Origin of the sequence: Sporolactobacillus sp. THM19-2 (genome assembly GCF_004153195.1) — a bacterium.
Classification (GTDB): domain Bacteria; phylum Bacillota; class Bacilli; order Bacillales; family Sporolactobacillaceae; genus Sporolactobacillus.
This window is the reverse complement of record NZ_SEMC01000010.1, coordinates 56,894-72,372: the sequence shown is the minus strand read 5'-3', so window position 1 is coordinate 72,372 and position 15,479 is coordinate 56,894. Positions and strand designations below refer to the sequence as shown.

Sequence of the window (15,479 nt, the reverse complement as noted above, 5' to 3'; positions counted from 1 at the left end):
GCAAAAGCGCTAAGAAAAGAAGAATCGGGATTGTTGTGGTATCGTTCAATCATCATGTTTAACATCTGATTCCACACAAAACGGTTATAGCCAAAGTTTAATTTAATTTTAAGTTTTTGTTCTTTGTCAGGATATATTCTTAACTTTAAACCCTTTAATACCATTGTTGTTTCACCTCTTTTCTTTAACTATAATATATCATGATGTCATTATCTTGTAAATATTATGATTAAATGTTATTATAGTCACGAGGTGATAATGATATGGGTACGATAGCAAGTAACAAAACAAGAACACTATTGACCATTGAGAAAGACTTAAAGAAAGAGTTGGAACAAATAGCCGAAGAACAAAACAGATCATTTAACAATTTAGTGATTACAGTATTGAAAAGATACGCCGAGAACACTCATGACTGAAGTCACGTGTGTTCTCGGCTAATAATAAAAGAATTCATTTTTTCAACCTTCTTCTGAGTTTCCCGCCTCCAGATGTTTTCCCCCTTGAACGGGTACGGCGGGTGTGTTATTATTTCATAGTAGAACGAATTGACTGAAATGTTCATTCGGTCAATAGAATGGTGATGGCAAAGAATGGTCGACCGTAAAGAAAACATCCTGAAAGCCGCGGAGCAGACATTTGCATCTTTTGGTTATAAGGCAACAACGATGGATCTTGTTGCGCGCATGGCGAATGTCGGAAAGGGGACGATTTATACTTTTTTTACAAACAAAGAAGACCTTTTTTTTGAAATCATGAAGCAGTTTATTGAAAAAATCAAAAAGGTCGCAAGCAGTGCGATTCATGATGAAGATGATTTTTTTACCAATCTTCACCGGGCACTTTACAGTGTACTGGAGTTTCGCAAGGAGCATCAGCTGACCATTAAACTGACTCAGGAGATCAAAGAAATTGGAACCGTGCAGGCAAAACAGGCTTTAGGTAACGTCGAGGATGCTATTCTGGATTTTCTGGAGGGCAATATTAAGAATGCCTTGAAGAAAGGCGAGATCAAGACCTGCGATCCTAAGGTGACGGCTTTCGTTATCCTCAGGCTCTATATCGCGCTCGTCTTTGACTGGGAGTTGAGACATGCTCCTCTGTCCAGCAGTGAGATTGCCGATTTGTTTGGATTGTATCTCGTCAGAGGTTTAAAAAAGTGATGGGCATCACATTTATTTTTTTGCAGGAAAGTGACTAAATGACTAAAATAGTCATTTTGAACTGGAATCAGGCAAGTATGAGAAGAAAAGGGTGTGTGCAACATGAATGTAATCCATCTAATATGGGCGGAACTGAAAGCCATAGTGGCTAAACCACACAATATTGTTGTGATGGTTGCAGTGATGTGTATTCCGTTACTTTATGCAGGAATGTTCCTGTATGGATTCTGGGACGCGTTTGGCAAAACCGGGCAGCTGCCTGTTGCCGTTGTGAATCAGGATTCAGGTGCAGAGATTGCCGGCAGGCAGCTTCATGCGGGTGACGATCTGGTAGATAATCTGAAGAAAGACGATAATTTTAAGTGGTCGTTCGTCAGTGAAAAAAAGGCTGAAGACGGCTTTAAGGATAATCATTATTTCATGACGGTTCGGATCCCGTCTTCTTTCTCAGAGAATGCAACAACATTATCAGATCAGAAAGTCAGACCAGCTAATATTGAATACCGGATTAATCGGGATTATAACTTTATTTCAGGGAAAATGGCAGATACGGGCATAAAAAATCTTCAGACGCGTATTTCAGATGCAATCACAAAAACCTATGCCAAAACGATGTATACACAAATCGATAAACTGACTGACGGTCTGGCAGATGCCTCTAAAGGAGCAAATGATCTGTCCGGCGGCGGAAAATCTGAACTTGCCGGTTTGAATCAGTTAAAAAGCGGCTTCAAAGACCTGGCAAATGGCACCGGTCAGCTGACAGACGGGTCAGAAAAACTTACAGGCGGCGCTTCGGAGCTGAATGACGGGGCAAAGACGTTAAACTCCGGAGTTCAGCAATACACCGGAGCGGTAAGCAATCAGATTGCACCTGGATCAAATCAACTGGCCTCAGGATTAAATCAACTGAACAGTGGCATTCAGCAGCAAAACCTGGGCGGAAATGTTAATCGACTGAATAGCGGAATGCAGGACTTTTATGCCATTATTCAAGGGCTTCCGCAACAGATTGATCACTCTATTAATCCGGCTCAAATTGGAAATACAGCTATGCAACAGGTGGCTGGAAATAAAACAGAAATTCAGAGTGCTGCGAGAAAGCAAGTAAAAAATAATGAGAAACAAATTATTCAGTCCGCACAGAGTTCAATTAATCACTCTGAAGTAGAAGCAGCGGCACTGGCTGCCGCTAATAGTCAGCCGGGAGGTACAATACAGGAGCAGGCTGATGCAAATGCATCAAAAATAACAAAGACCATTTCAGATTCAGTGAAGAGTCAGGCTACAATAGACCAGGTTACTGCGGGATTAAACAATAATAAACAATTAAATCAATTACTACTTTCCCTGTTGAATAAAGCAGGATATGACCCACATACATCAAAAGCAGTTATTAATAACCTGTACAATGTAATGGCACAGTCAACAACGAGTACAATCGGAGAATCGGTCAATTCGGGAAAGAATACGAATGCAATTGCAAGTTCTCTCCAGACTTCAGCAGAAGAAACAATCAAAAAAACAGCTTCAGGAACTGCACAGAGAGTCGCACCAGCAGCTGCTGTTGCTACTGCTGAACAGATTGCTCCGGAGACTGCTCTAAGCACGGCACAACAAGTTTCCCGTCAGACTGCGACGGAAACCGCGGCGCAAATGAAGAGTGGTGTTATCGAGAATATGCAGCAGAAAGATCCGAGAACCGGTCTGACCCTTAATTCTGCTGCTCGTCAACTAGCTGACGGAACAGCACAGCTGTCCGGCCGTAACGGCATTCCACTTATTACTTCCAGCGTCAGTCAGGCAACACAAGGTGCACAGACATTAAATAGCGGTCTCAATCAGTTGAACAGCAACTCAGCCAGTCTGGCAAATGGATCATCTGCACTTGCCGGGAACACCGGTAAACTGGCAAATGGTGCCGCATCGCTGACGAATGGCCTCTCCGGCCTCTCAAGCGGTCAGCAGCAGCTTTCTAATGGCACAAATAAGGTAGCCGGCGGTGCACAGCAGATTTACAAGGGAAATTCGAAGCTGGCCGGAAGCCTGTCCGATGCACACAGTCAGCTGGCGGAGACGCCAACCGACGATAGCCATGCTCAGAAATTCTCGGAGCCCGTAAGGCTGATCGACAGCTCGAACCAGGCGGTTGATACATTTGGCTCCGGGTTTACTCCCTATTTCATTTGCATCGGCCTGTTTGTCGGAGCACTGGTGCTGACCCTTATTTATGATCTTGGTAAACCGGCAGGACTTGCGACAGCGGGATGGAACATTGCGCTGAGTAAATATTTCATCACGATTCTGATGTCCGTCGCTCAGGCCCTGCTGGTTGATCTAGCAGTACTGGGCGGACTTGGGTTGTCCGTCGATCACCCGTGGACCTTCATTGGGTTTACTATTCTGACCAGCATGAGTTTCATGGCGATCATTCAGTGGCTGGCCGGTTCCTTTAATAACGAAGGACGGTTTGTTGCCCTCGTGATTCTGCTCTTCCAGCTTGTGACGAGCGGGGGAGCCTATTCTATCGAACTGATCCCGGGCTGGCTTCAGAAAATTTCACCCATACTTCCGATGACCTATGCAGTCAATGGATTCCGAAATATCATTGACGGCGGCCAGCATCAGATGCTCGTGAATAATTCTATTGCGCTTCTGGTCTTTATTCTTGTGGGACTCCTGTTAAGCATCATCACCTTCTCAATCAAATTCCACAGAGATCAGAAAAACAATAAAGCAGGAAAGTTATCCGGTTCTCCTATGGAACTTTCTAATTAACTTTTTGATTGATCAAAAAAACGCCGGGCGGATTCTGCATCCGTCCGGCGTTTTTACATAGTGAATCAGGAGATTTTTAAAACGGATCCTCTCTGCCGACATAATCCACCCGGAAAGTGCCGTGGTCAAAAATCAGTTTTGTGACACTTGTATTGGGGACAGGAGGGAGGTGCGTGCCTTTTTCCATCAGGGTATAGACGACACAATTAATATACATCCCGTGGCTCACGGCAAGAAGGGTAGAGCCTTCAGATGAGGCAAACACATCCAGAATATGTTCAATCCGCTTTTTTACATCTTCATAACTTTCAGCAAGACCGGTTTTATCTGCTTTTTTAATGCCGGCGAGCCCCTGAATCCGCAGTTCATCAGGGGAATCGCCATTCAGCCCGGGAATTCCCGATGCTTCTTTTGCCCGTCTCCATGTGAAATCATTGGGATCGCCTTCAAACATACCAAAGCTGACTTCTCTGAGACAGGGCGTTTCGAAGAGCGGAAGCTCAGGATTAGCTGAATGAGATAATAGAATTTGCGATGTTTTTCTTGTACGGCTGAGGTCACTGGTATATGCCGCGTCAAAAGAAATGCCGTTATTTTTAAAACGTTCACCAAGCTCTGCTGCCTTCTTCAGACCTTCAGCTGTCAGCGGGGTATCTGAAATTCCCTGTACTTTATTTAATAAGTTGAATAATGTCCGTCCATGTCTGACCAAATAAATCGATTTCATATCTTCAGACCTCCTGGCAGTGTCCTGGCCGCGTAAAAACTGCGGCCACTTGAATCAGTTTAATGGAAATTTTGGTTTGATGCAAAAAAAATATCCGTATCGTGAAGCCGTGAATAAAATTAATTTCAGTACAGGTGAATACCGGCACCTGCGCCTGGACGGCAGACTGAAGGCGCTTTAGAATGAAAGGAGTGATGTGACAACTTTTTTGGGGAGGCCTTTTCATGATTTACATCAATAATCGGGACGTTCTTGACCAGACATTGAATTTTGCGATGGAGGAATATGCATTAAAATATCTGGATATCAACGAAACGTACCTGATGTTCTATCGCATGGCACCGACTGTCATTGTCGGACGTAATCAGAATACGGCTGAAGAAATCAACAGGGATTATATTCGGGCGAATAAGGTCACGGTAACCCGGAGGCTTTCAGGTGGAGGAGCTGTGTATAACGATCCGGGCAATTTAAGTTTCAGCTTTATCGCCAAAGACGACGGAGACAGCTTTAACAATTATCGTAAATTTACAGAACCCGTTATCCGGGCTCTGCATCATATGGGTGTCGAAGCCCGGCTTGAAGGAAGAAATGACCTGACGCTTGATGGTAAAAAAATATCGGGGAATGCGCAATTTGTCACTCAGGGGCGTATTTTCAGTCATGGTACGCTGCTTTTTGATGTTAATCTGGATCATGTTTCAAAAGCACTCCATCCCGATGCGGCAAAATATGAATCAAAGGGGATCAAATCCGTACGAAGCCGGGTCACCAATATCCGTGAGCATCTGGCGAAGGATATGACTATTCAGCAATTCCGTGAAACTCTGCTTCACTATATTTTTGAAGGTCAGGAAAAAATCCCGGAATATCAGATTACGGACGAAGACTGGACAAACATTGTCGATATCGCCAATAAGCGTTATAGAAACTGGGAATGGGTTTATGGCAAATCCCCTGAATTTAATGTTCAAAAGGCAAAACGCTTTTCCGGCGGGCGGATTGACCTGAGAATGAATGTGAAAAAAAGTGTGATTGAGAAAATGACGATTTATGGTGACTTCTTTGGTGCAGGTGATGTAACGGACATTGAGAAGCTTCTCGTCGGCACAAAATATGACCGGAAGGCTATTGAAGAAAAGTTAAATGGTGTGGACGTACACAAATACTTCGGAAAAATCAGTGAGGAGGAACTCTTGTCTGTTCTGATCTGAGGGATGAGCGCCTGTTCTAAACAGTCCGGGGACAAACTAGAATAAGAATGGCCAGTCCTTTCGGGGACCGGAAGACTGAAGATCCCATAACCCTAAAAGGAGGGTTCATCTTGAAAAAGGTTGTCCGGGGATTCATCCTGATCTATCTGATCTATCTCATCGCCATCGGTGTCTACTTTTTCTTATGGGCGAAAACAGGGATCCCCGCAGAAGCAAAGGGAACACCTGCGGATCCGGCGCAGTTTATGAGTAAAGACCGCATCACGGAAAGCCTGAACTACAATGCCCTGCGGCACTTTATATCTTTTGCCCTGATTCCGCTGGAGTGGGGTGTCTATCTGTTTGTTCTGATCAGCGGTTTCTCTGTGTGGCTGAGAAACCGTTCTGAAAGAATAACCGGCCATTTTCTCATTCAGATGCTCATCGGCTTCGCCGCCCTGTCCCTTGTGGGCGCCATTGTTTTTCTCCCGGCAGACCTGATCTCCTATCGAATTTCTCAGCACTATGGCATTTCCGTTCAGCCTTTTTACGACTGGCTGAAAGATCAGGGGATCAGTCTGGCCGTTGACAGCCTGATCGGCTTTCTGGCACTGACTGTCGTTTTCTTTTTTATTCGCAGATATCCGGCAAACTGGTGGCTGCCCGTCTGGCTGCTGGCTGTTCCGTTTGTTGTTTTTTTGATCTATATCCAGCCGGTGGTTATTGATCCGCTGTACAATCATTTTCAGAGTCTTCAGGACGGCAGGCTGAAGCAGGAGATTCTGCAACTGGCCGCGCGTGCCCAAATTCCTGCAGATGATGTCTATGAGGTAGATATGTCCAGTGAAACGAATGCAATGAACGCCTATGTGAACGGGCTGGGCTCTCATTTGAGGATTGTGCTCTGGGATACGACGATCAGGCAATTGAGTCCCCCGGAAGTGCTGTTTATTATGGCACATGAAATGGCCCATTACGTCATGCATCACATTGTGTGGGCAGTCACAGCTGCACTTGCCGGTTTGCTGGTTGGTTTAATCCTCGCAGCAAAATTTCTGCTCTGGGCGGTGCAGAAATGGGGAGCCAGGCTCAATCTTAACCATCCGGGAGATATTGCCGCTTTGCCGCTTGTTTTACTCATATTTTCAGTTCTGTCCTTTGCTTTTGAACCGGTACAGGGTGCCATTTCAAGACAGTTTGAGCGTTCAGCTGACAGCTACGCCATCCATCTGACCGGTGACCGGGAAGCCGCTATTTCATCCTTTCAGAAGATTTCTTCTGCCAGTCTGGCGGAAATCAACCCACCTGCACTCGTCAAATGGATCCAGTATGATCACCCGACCATGCTTGAGCGCTTCCAATATCTGGAGCAGGTGAATCTTAAAGATAAAGAATGAAAAAATTCCTCCACTGATGATGGTTTATGCTAAACTAAAAAGCGGCGGGTATATGAGATCCGCTGGAATCAGAAAGAGAATTGAGGCATTCATAATGACGAATGAAAAAAAGAAAGTCGCCGTGCTCTATGGCGGGAAGTCAACTGAATATGAAATATCACTTCTGACCGCTTTCTCTGTGATTAATGCCATGGACCGAAGTAAATACAGAATTTTCCCGGTTCATATCAGGCAGAACGGTCAGTGGGTAGCGGGTTCGGAGATTACGAAGCAGTTGACGAGTAAGGATCAACTGCTCCTGAATGAAAATGCACAGCTGGAAGAGCAGTCTGAACACTGGCTGGCTCCGTCCGCTCCCATTGCAAAGGCAAATCAGCCCGATATTGTTTTTCCACTGCTGCATGGCCCCAATGGTGAAGACGGTACTGTTCAGGGACTGTTTGAGTTACTGAATATTGCCTATGTCGGCTCAGGCGTTGCCGGATCAGCGACAGGCATGGATAAAGTCATGATGAAGGATATCCTTAAGACCCATCAGATTCCCGGACCTGATTATCTGTCTGTTTCCCGCTATCAGTGGGAGAACGACGCTCCTTCGGTTATTCTTGAGATCAAGAATTCAATCGGGTATCCATGCTTTATTAAGCCGGCGAACTGCGGCTCAAGCGTCGGCATCAGCCAGTGCCTGAGTGAGACCGGAATATCCGCTGCGATTACCGATGCTTTCAGGTTCGATACGAAAGTCATCGTTGAGGAAAAGGTAAGTGGTCGTGAGATTGAATGCGGTGTGATTGGTAATCATGACCTGTCTGTGTCCGTTCCCGGTGAAATTATCACGAAAGACGCAGCATTTTACGATTATCAGTCAAAATATCAGGAAGGCAAAAGCACCTTGATCATCCCAGCTGATCTTCCCGATAAAGTGGTAGCAGAACTTGAAGATGTGGCCAGGCGGGCATTTATGGCTTTGAATCTGTCAGGCCTTGCACGTGTTGACGTCTTTGTCAGAGATAAAGACCATAAAATTATTCTGAATGAAGTCAATACGATGCCGGGATTTACTCAGTTCAGTATGTTTCCTCTGCTGTGGAAACATACCGGCGTTTCTTACAGACAGCTGATTGAAAAACTGATTGATCTCGGTTTGGAGAGACACAGGGAAAAACAGACCATACAGTATCGGATCGATAAGTAAAGAAAACCTGGTCACCGGCAAACGCCGGAAGCCTGAATTTGCCGTAAGATAGTGAAAAAAAAGCGATGAGCCGAAGGGCTCATCGCTTTTTAAAACGCATATTAATGCAGAATCTGAATGGTCATTGTCCGACGCCCGAATTGGAGGGCCTGCTGCCGGGTCGGAAGATGGATATCGATTCTTTTTCCTTTAATATTTCCCCCTGTATCTCCGGCAGTATAGATACCATAACCCGGTACTTTGACCCGCGAACCGAGTGGAATGACGCCTGGATCAACTGCAATGACTTTTGCATTCGGGTTATCTGAGAAGTTAATACCCGTGGCCGATATGCCGCCGAGCGCATAGCTTGTTGCTGTGACCGTAATGGATGAACCAGCCTGCCTCTGAGGCGCAGGCGCTTTTTTCGCTGCTTTATGAGTTGCTTTCGTGACCTTAGTGACCTTAACATGCTTCACCGGTTTTCTGGCAGCCTGTTCTTTCTCACGGTCCGCAATAGCTGCGGCTTCGGCAGCTTTTCTTGCTTTTTCCTTTGCCTCAGCCTTTGCTTTGGCCTTTGCTTTGGCTTCTGCTTTAGCTTTTTTCTCAGCAGCAGCCTTTTCTTCCTGTTTCATTTCAGCGGCTCTTGCTTTGTATGCACTGGCTTCATCGGACGAAGAGTACACGGTATACAGTGCTGTTTTTGTATTTGGACCAACCAGTCCGTTCTCAGCGATGTGCTGGTTTGACTGGAAGTGCTTCACGGCATCTGCTGTCAATTCCCCAAATACGCCATTCACTTCTCCTCCATAATAACCCAGTAAGCGAAGTGTATCCTGAATCTCTGCAACGGAAGGGCCGCTGTCTCCCAATTGCAACAAACTATTTCCGAATATTCTGGTGATACTGTTACTATCTGGTTGTAAACTCGGATCATTCTGACTGAATCCTACTGCTGTTTTGAGTTCAGGATTTTGACTTTTTACAGCGTGACTATCATTTGTACTGCTCGTTTTCGCGAAGGCAATTGTTGTCGGTGCAAGAATACCGAAAAACACCGTCAGGGTTGTCAGCGCGGTCAGCCTTTTAATGATATTCATTAAGTAAAAACCTCCTTAGGCGGGCAAAACAGGATAGCCTGTTTTGCATCCAACGGTAATTGTAAGGGCTCAACATCTCAGACGTGTATTAGTCAGATTACAGTTCTGTAACAATGAGATAAGTTTTTTTGGATTTGTCAATATGTTTTCTCAAATTTATGATAAAAATATTTACATATTTGTCTCCCTGACGGGTATCATGAAGTGCTCTCAATTTGTAAAAAAAATAATTTGCTCTAAACTAGAGAAGGACAGAATACAGATCGTATAAATTAACTACCAGGGGGATAACAAGGTGGAAGCGAAAAAAATGAATGCATCACGTTCGGTTACTTCTGTACACGTCATGCCGAACGATACAAATAATCATGGCACATTTTTCGGCGGAAAACTGATGATGTATGTTGATAATATCGGAGCTGTATCGGCCATGCGCCATGCGCGGCAATCGGTGGTCACCGCATCGATAGATTCTGTGGATTTTCTCCACCCCATAAAAGCAGGTTCGTCTGTCTGCCTCGAAGCGATGGTGACATGGACGCACCATACGTCCATGGAAGTATTCGTGAAAATTGTTACTGAAGATTTAATGACCGGTGAACGTAAATTGTGTACCACGTGCTATCTTACGTTTGTTGCTATTGGTAAAAATGGAAAACCGGTTCCCGTACCTAAAGTCATACCGGAAAGTGAAGAAGAACGGATGCTCTTTAAGTCAGCCGAAAAGCGCTATTTGCGCAGGAAGGAAAGACGTCTGGAAACGAAAAAATTTGCTTCAAAGCTGACACTGGACAAACCCTGGGACCGTGAGATGAACAATATCTGATGTCCACACCTTTAGGAGTGACTTGCATAGAATGTACTGTTGAGTGGGGAAAACTGCTCAAAATACGGAATAAAGGGGCGAGTGACGATATGGGTGCAACTTCCGGCGGTTACAGCAACGGTTTTGCGTTAATCGTTGTTCTGTTCATTTTGCTGATCATTGTTGGTACGGCATTCGTTTATTAATAAGCAGGCCGACAAGATGAACCGGTAATAAAAACAGCCGCGGACTTTTTTAAGTCCGCGGCTGTTTTTCGCCAGGAACAGATCAGGCAGCTGTATGCTTTCTCTGAATAAAATGTTTTAAGCGTGCACCGAGCGGGATCATTAACAGTGTCAGAACTACACCTTTGAGCAGATTAAAGGGTGCGACTCCATAAACAATTAATGTCATCAGGTTCTGAATGTTGTGGTTGGCTGCCTGGGACATCTGTACGGCACTGTCTATACTCAGTCCAAGAAAGACAGCATAAGCAGGAAAGATAAGGTAATAATTGGCAAGAGCCATCAGTATGGTCATGATCAGTGTGCCGACAAGCATACCCTCGGCAAGTGAGAAGAGTGTATGCTTTTTCTTGTAAAACCACCAGGTAACGAGAATTAATATCGAGCCGGCAGTAAAATTGGCCAATTCACCGACAGGTACGACTGTCAGAGATCCGGTCAGTAACACGTGGAGAATATTTTTAATGGCTTCAATAGCAATACCGGCCCCGGGTCCGAGTATGATGGCACCAATCAACGCAGGTATATCGCTGAAATCCATGGTCAGAAAAACAGGGAAAAGCGGTACAGGAAAAGCGATCAGCATAATCAGGAAACCCAGAGCTGCAAGCAGTGACACCAGAACCATTTTCTTCAAAGATAAAGCCTTCATAATAGATCACCCCATGATAGTATTGGGATGATGTGTGCGGTGAGTTTCTATCAGGATACAACCATCGGTTCAGCGGTTATTTAAAAGCCGGAAAAATAAAGAAGCCCAAAGGATATTAAATTCCTTTGGGCTTCGCTGATATCACTGAGCGCACGACAGACCTGTCATCACGCTTCGCTGTTCAACGCTGAATAGAAGGCGGAAAATGCGCCGTCACATCATCCTTCTTTCATCCAGACTGTACTGTCGGTCCCGGCATCTCACCGGATCTGCCAAAAGGCTCGCGGACTCTGGACGTTTAAATCCAATACCGCCGGTCGGGAATCACACCCTGCCCTGAAGGAATATTTGATTCAATTTACACATACATTTTACACCCGTTAAGCGTATTCATCAAGTTTTTTTTTCACATAAATACGAATCCTGATCTGTACTCCCTGATCCGTTGTCAGATCACATAATCCAGTACAAGTCCGACCGAGAGCAGGATGCCGAAGAGTGTCTGCATCTGTGCAGTAGCTTTCATGGCTGGCATCAGCTGAATAGAACGTGTCTTTCCACGAAACAACTTTGTCGCCTGAATGGCTTTCGGAAGGCTGGCGAAAACAACCAGAAGCCAGGCTGATTCAACCTGGAAGACCATTAATCCGATGATCCACAGATAAGAAATCACAAACAGGGAAGCGAGTACACGAATGGCAGCCGGTCGTCCAAGTAGAACAGGCAGGGTTTTTCGACCCTTTTCCTTATCCCGGGATAAATCACGAATGTTATTCGCCATATTAATTCCCCCGACGAGAAGTCCGATCGGAATGGAAATAAGGACCGTGTTCAGTGTCAGCATATCCGTTTGGATGAAGAAAGAGATCCAGATGATAAAGATACCCATAAATAAGCCCGAGATCATTTCTCCAAAGGGGGTATAGGCGATCGGTAACGGCCCGCCGGAATAAAGGTAGCCGGTGAGAATACAAACCGATCCGGCGGCGGCAATCCACCAGTTGCTTTTCATACAGATATAAACCCCGATCAGCATGGAAGCGGCGCACAGACTGAGCGCGAGATAAAGGATCGTCTTTGGCCGGAATCCATCACGAACAATACTGCCGCCAATGCCGACTGAACTGGAATCATCCAGTCCTCTTTTAAAATCAAAGTACTCATTGAACAGATTGGTTGCAATCTGGATCATCATGGAAGCAATTAACATCTCGATAAAAAGTAAAAAATCGGGAATTCTTATGGGCAGAACCAGTGCCGTACCGAGCGCGACGGGAACAAAGGAAGCCGTCAGGGTATGCGGGCGGATCATCTTCCACCATTTCTTAAAACCTGTATTCTTCTCCAAAACGGATCCATTCATATTTGATCTCTCCTATAATAAGATGCCAGAAAGATTGGCTGACAGACGGTCAACTGCCACAACCGGAAGGACGTGGCCGGTAAAGCACAGCTCGAATGAGCTTGCCGTTCAGCGCATGTGGTGCTCCTGCGTCATGCAGCTATATCATCGGGCGGCTGACAGCACCCGATAAATGTTAAAATGAAATGATGAGACAAAAGGGTCACGAATTCGACATTTTTGTAACAATTTCAGTTTATGAGATTAGAAAGGTACTGTCAATCCTGAAGTACATACGCAGCATTTCTGTTTATAATGATGTTCCTGTCGGAAGGATTGCACGGGTACAGGGTGGGGGCAAAAAAAGAGTCTGGACTTTACTTAGGGATGGGGGGTTCCCGGTTCAGAAGATGCCGGTATCCGTGGTCGGGGAAACCGGACATTGAGCAGTGTCCGGAGCGCATCACATTCAACACCGGTCAGGGTAATGCCTCTTCTCATTTTTTTCTTGTCGGCTGACCAGCTTCTGATATCGTATTTTGCTTCACGGTTATTCCAACTGACCAAATTAAATTCCCGAGTCCATCCGGAAGGCTCTTTTGACAGAACACCGAAATGTTCGACAATGTGACATGTGATTCTTTGTTCTGATTCTGACATGCGATCACCTCATTATTGGATATAGAACAAATGTTCTGTAATTATCATAAACGGGAACGGATGTTCTGTCAAGATTTTGAATAAAATTTTGGATAAATAAGTAAAGTCTCAGGTCGCATTTTGTTATAATGTTAGGAAAAAGATCATGTCAATCATTTAGAGGAGATACATATGCTGCGCTATACACTTGCTTTTATTCAGTATAAAGGGAAGATACTCATGATTAACCGGGAAAAAAAACCGTGGCAGGGGGCATGGAACGGTGTCGGTGGGAAGCTTGAGCCGGGGGAGACGCCGGAACAATGTGTGATCCGCGAAATCCGGGAAGAAACAGGCCTTCAGGTCACTCACCCGTTATACCGGGGCATCGTCACATGGAACGCCGACAGTGAAAAACTGGAGGGGATGTATCTGTTTGTCGTTCGTGCAGCGGATGCTGCGGCGCTTCATACACCACTGAGGACCAGGGAGGGGATACTTGAATGGAAGACAGAGCAATGGATCCTGTCAAAGGATAATTTCGGGACGGTACCTTCCTTATTCAGTTTCATGCGGGATACCCTTGACACAGAGCATTGTCAGCCGAAAAACTACCACTGTGTGTTTACCGGAAACCGACTGGTTCACACGGAAATACGACCGGTTCCGCAATCCATAGAGCTTAGATAATTATAAAAAAAACATGATCAACAGCATCAGACAGGCAAAGACACCCAGAAAAAACACAATCCAGAAATCGAGTCCCATATTAACGATGAGCAGAGGAGAGATGATCAGAGCAGTACCGGCAAGAAGTAAAATAATGCCGAGCGTAGCAAAAAATCTTGAGGGAAGCCGCAGGCGTCGCTTGAGACGAGAGGGTAAGGTGCATTTTCTTTTTTTCAGAATCAGGACGATTCCGGCAATAATCAGGAGAATGCCGGTCATCATGATCAGATCATCCTGCAAAGACATGGCTCACTTGCCTCCCATACATATCGTGCATCACCCATTATACATAATTCTGGATTATTTTGTAGTGAATTTTTAAGAATCTGTAAAAGTGGCAGCAGCCCGTGATGACAGGACTGCTGCCTCAGATCTGTACTTTTATTTTTGACCGGCTGCATGTTCAGACTGTTCAGAGAGCTGAGACGTACAGTGCGGGCATCTCGTGGCTTTGACGGGTATGGAAGAAAGACAGTAAGGACACAGTTTAGTCTCTGGTGAGGCCGGTTTTTTGAGGGGTGTGCGGTTAATGAGCCTGACCATCAAGAAAATGACTGCAGCGATAATCAGAAAATTAATGATGCTGTTAATAAATAAACCATAGTTAATCGTCGGTGCTCCGGCCTTTTGAGCCGCATCCAGGCTGCTGTAGGTTTTCCCGGAGAGATTAATATACAGATTGCTGAAATCCACCTTGCCAAGCAGGAGTCCGATCGGCGGCATCACAATATCCTTTACCAGCGAGTTGACAATTTGCCCGAATGCTGCGCCGATAATGACCGCAACGGCTAAATCAATCACATTCCCCCGTGCGATAAAACTTTTAAATTCCCTGAATATTTTCATTCGGTTCCCCCCGGTTTCTATTTCAAGTTCATCGAAAGGATAGCATCATTTTTCCCGGTTGAAAAGGGCTGTAATGAGTAAAATGACGTATTCTGAGCATGATATATCCGGGAGGTCGATCCAAATTGAACTTCGGAAGATTTTTTTATATCGTGTGTACGGTCGTGATTCTTGTCGCAGCAGCTTATGGAAACCAGTCAGGTGACCGCGTAAGTGCTAAAGAACAAAAAAATCAGAGACTGATTGTCCAGCTGACCGATTCCTCTGGAGAGCAGGTTGGGGAAGCCATCTTAACGGAAACAGCAAAAGGGGTCAGAATTGCCCTCCAGGCCGAAAAGCTGAAACCGGGGATACATGGCATCCATTTCCATGAAAACGGCATTTGCTCGCCTCCGGACTTTATGTCTGCCGGTGAACACTTTAATCCGGAACATAAAAAACATGGATTAAAAAATCCTCTTGGCCCGCATGCAGGCGATATGCCGAATATTTTTGCCGACAGTCAGGGCCGGGTAAAAACAGTTATTTTTAATCCCATGGTGACACTGGAAGAAGGAAAGGCGAACTCACTCAGGGATGCTGATGGTTCAGCCCTGATTATTCATGAATCAGGGGATGATCAGAAAACAGATCCTGCGGGAAACTCCGGAAAACGTGTTATCTGCGGCGTGATCCGTTAATGTTGGCAG

At 45.3% G+C, this 15,479-nt stretch carries 17 protein-coding genes and 1 riboswitch; of the genes, 9 read left to right on the top strand and 8 right to left on the bottom strand.

Translation table 11 applies throughout. The features are described from left to right. Nucleotides 1–164 (bottom strand): helix-turn-helix domain-containing protein (locus EWH91_RS15010; protein ID WP_165364289.1); only part of this gene is annotated, 164 nt, incomplete at its 3' end. 429 nt (nt 165–593) lie between these two features. Between EWH91_RS15010 and EWH91_RS09150 the strand changes: the two genes are divergently transcribed. After that, nucleotides 594–1,163: a TetR/AcrR family transcriptional regulator gene (locus EWH91_RS09150; RefSeq protein ID WP_129929745.1), complete on the top strand. Its 570-nt coding sequence runs from the start codon at nt 594–596 to the stop codon at nt 1,161–1,163. 102 nt (nt 1,164–1,265) lie between these two features. Next, nucleotides 1,266–3,941: a YhgE/Pip family protein gene (locus tag EWH91_RS09145; RefSeq protein WP_129929744.1), complete on the top strand. Its 2,676-nt coding sequence runs from the start codon at nt 1,266–1,268 to the stop codon at nt 3,939–3,941. A 76-nt stretch (nt 3,942–4,017) separates the two neighbouring features. On the opposite strand, the gene EWH91_RS09140 is transcribed toward EWH91_RS09145, so the two are convergent. After that, complete coding sequence (locus EWH91_RS09140) at nt 4,018–4,668, bottom strand: histidine phosphatase family protein (protein ID WP_129929743.1); 651 nt, start codon at nt 4,666–4,668, stop codon at nt 4,018–4,020. Nucleotides 4,669–4,892: 224 nt separating this feature from the next. Here EWH91_RS09140 and lplA point away from each other — a divergent pair, with 224 nt between their 5' ends. The 3 genes from lplA (at nt 4,893) to EWH91_RS09125 (ending at nt 8,453) form a co-directional block, all read left to right on the top strand. Continuing rightward, entirely contained in the window at nt 4,893–5,882 is a 990-nt protein-coding gene (gene lplA / locus EWH91_RS09135) for a lipoate--protein ligase (RefSeq protein WP_129929742.1), read from the top strand. A gap of 110 nt (nt 5,883–5,992) precedes the next feature. Continuing rightward, the gene (locus EWH91_RS09130; protein WP_129929741.1) at nt 5,993–7,258 is read left to right on the top strand and encodes a M48 family metallopeptidase; all 1,266 of its coding nucleotides are present in this window, start codon (nt 5,993–5,995) and stop codon (nt 7,256–7,258) included. A 94-nt stretch (nt 7,259–7,352) separates the two neighbouring features. Continuing rightward, nucleotides 7,353–8,453: a D-alanine--D-alanine ligase gene (locus EWH91_RS09125; RefSeq protein WP_129929740.1), complete on the top strand. Its 1,101-nt coding sequence runs from the start codon at nt 7,353–7,355 to the stop codon at nt 8,451–8,453. Between the two features lie 101 nt (nt 8,454–8,554). Here EWH91_RS09125 and EWH91_RS09120 read toward each other — a convergent pair whose 3' ends face one another. Further along, nucleotides 8,555–9,532, bottom strand: a complete 978-nt coding sequence (locus EWH91_RS09120; protein ID WP_129929739.1) for a 3D domain-containing protein — start codon at nt 9,530–9,532, stop codon at nt 8,555–8,557. Nucleotides 9,533–9,827: 295 nt separating this feature from the next. On the opposite strand from EWH91_RS09120, the gene EWH91_RS09115 reads away from it, so the two are divergent. Both EWH91_RS09115 and EWH91_RS09110 read left to right on the top strand, forming a co-directional pair. Beyond that, nucleotides 9,828–10,358, top strand: a complete 531-nt coding sequence (locus EWH91_RS09115; protein WP_129929738.1) for an acyl-CoA thioesterase — start codon at nt 9,828–9,830, stop codon at nt 10,356–10,358. 89 nt (nt 10,359–10,447) lie between these two features. Further along, complete coding sequence (locus tag EWH91_RS09110) at nt 10,448–10,543, top strand: YjcZ family sporulation protein (RefSeq protein WP_129929747.1); 96 nt, start codon at nt 10,448–10,450, stop codon at nt 10,541–10,543. A gap of 82 nt (nt 10,544–10,625) precedes the next feature. Here EWH91_RS09110 and EWH91_RS09105 read toward each other — a convergent pair whose 3' ends face one another. The 3 genes from EWH91_RS09105 to EWH91_RS09095 all read right to left on the bottom strand — a co-directional run bounded on the left by EWH91_RS09105 (nt 10,626) and on the right by EWH91_RS09095 (nt 13,236). Then, nucleotides 10,626–11,234, bottom strand: coding sequence for an ECF transporter S component (locus EWH91_RS09105; RefSeq protein WP_129929737.1), 609 nt, complete (start codon nt 11,232–11,234; stop codon nt 10,626–10,628). Between the two features lie 217 nt (nt 11,235–11,451). Next, nucleotides 11,452–11,582: riboswitch (FMN riboswitch) on the bottom strand. 100 nt (nt 11,583–11,682) lie between these two features. Beyond that, nucleotides 11,683–12,597 (bottom strand): 1,4-dihydroxy-2-naphthoate polyprenyltransferase, encoded by a 915-nt coding sequence (locus tag EWH91_RS09100; protein WP_129929736.1) that lies wholly within the window; start codon nt 12,595–12,597, stop codon nt 11,683–11,685. A 360-nt stretch (nt 12,598–12,957) separates the two neighbouring features. Beyond that, nucleotides 12,958–13,236, bottom strand: coding sequence for a YdbC family protein (locus EWH91_RS09095; protein WP_129929735.1), 279 nt, complete (start codon nt 13,234–13,236; stop codon nt 12,958–12,960). Between the two features lie 171 nt (nt 13,237–13,407). On the opposite strand from EWH91_RS09095, the gene EWH91_RS09090 reads away from it, so the two are divergent. Continuing rightward, nucleotides 13,408–13,905 carry an NUDIX hydrolase gene (locus tag EWH91_RS09090; RefSeq protein WP_129929734.1) on the top strand — a complete coding sequence of 166 codons (498 nt, stop codon included), beginning with the start codon at nt 13,408–13,410 and terminating at the stop codon, nt 13,903–13,905. Here EWH91_RS09090 and EWH91_RS09085 read toward each other — a convergent pair whose 3' ends face one another. Continuing rightward, nucleotides 13,906–14,190 carry a hypothetical protein gene (locus tag EWH91_RS09085; RefSeq protein ID WP_129929733.1) on the bottom strand — a complete coding sequence of 95 codons (285 nt, stop codon included), beginning with the start codon at nt 14,188–14,190 and terminating at the stop codon, nt 13,906–13,908. Between the two features lie 135 nt (nt 14,191–14,325). After that, nucleotides 14,326–14,784, bottom strand: coding sequence for a large conductance mechanosensitive channel protein MscL (gene mscL, locus EWH91_RS09080; RefSeq protein ID WP_206184316.1), 459 nt, complete (start codon nt 14,782–14,784; stop codon nt 14,326–14,328). A 131-nt stretch (nt 14,785–14,915) separates the two neighbouring features. Between mscL and EWH91_RS09075 the strand changes: the two genes are divergently transcribed. Continuing rightward, a complete protein-coding gene (locus tag EWH91_RS09075; RefSeq protein ID WP_240697315.1) occupies nt 14,916–15,470 on the top strand; it encodes a superoxide dismutase family protein in 555 nt (184 codons plus the stop codon). Nucleotides 15,471–15,479: the final 9 nt, after the last annotated feature.

Excerpts from the sequence above, each read along its gene's own strand:
- EWH91_RS09145 (WP_129929744.1), top strand. The coding sequence starts at position 1,266 with ATGAATGTAATCCATCTAATATGGGCGGAACTGAAAGCCATAGTGGCT.
- EWH91_RS09085 (WP_129929733.1), bottom strand. The coding sequence starts at position 14,190 with ATGTCTTTGCAGGATGATCTGATCATGATGACCGGCATTCTCCTGATT.
- EWH91_RS09120 (WP_129929739.1), bottom strand. The coding sequence starts at position 9,532 with ATGAATATCATTAAAAGGCTGACCGCGCTGACAACCCTGACGGTGTTT.
- EWH91_RS09110 (WP_129929747.1), top strand. The coding sequence starts at position 10,448 with ATGGGTGCAACTTCCGGCGGTTACAGCAACGGTTTTGCGTTAATCGTT.
- EWH91_RS09090 (WP_129929734.1), top strand. The coding sequence starts at position 13,408 with ATGCTGCGCTATACACTTGCTTTTATTCAGTATAAAGGGAAGATACTC.
- EWH91_RS09095 (WP_129929735.1), bottom strand. The coding sequence starts at position 13,236 with ATGTCAGAATCAGAACAAAGAATCACATGTCACATTGTCGAACATTTC.
- EWH91_RS09100 (WP_129929736.1), bottom strand. The coding sequence starts at position 12,597 with ATGAATGGATCCGTTTTGGAGAAGAATACAGGTTTTAAGAAATGGTGG.
- EWH91_RS09140 (WP_129929743.1), bottom strand. The coding sequence starts at position 4,668 with ATGAAATCGATTTATTTGGTCAGACATGGACGGACATTATTCAACTTA.
- EWH91_RS09150 (WP_129929745.1), top strand. The coding sequence starts at position 594 with ATGGTCGACCGTAAAGAAAACATCCTGAAAGCCGCGGAGCAGACATTT.
- EWH91_RS09125 (WP_129929740.1), top strand. The coding sequence starts at position 7,353 with ATGACGAATGAAAAAAAGAAAGTCGCCGTGCTCTATGGCGGGAAGTCA.
- lplA (WP_129929742.1), top strand. The coding sequence starts at position 4,893 with ATGATTTACATCAATAATCGGGACGTTCTTGACCAGACATTGAATTTT.
- EWH91_RS09105 (WP_129929737.1), bottom strand. The coding sequence starts at position 11,234 with ATGAAGGCTTTATCTTTGAAGAAAATGGTTCTGGTGTCACTGCTTGCA.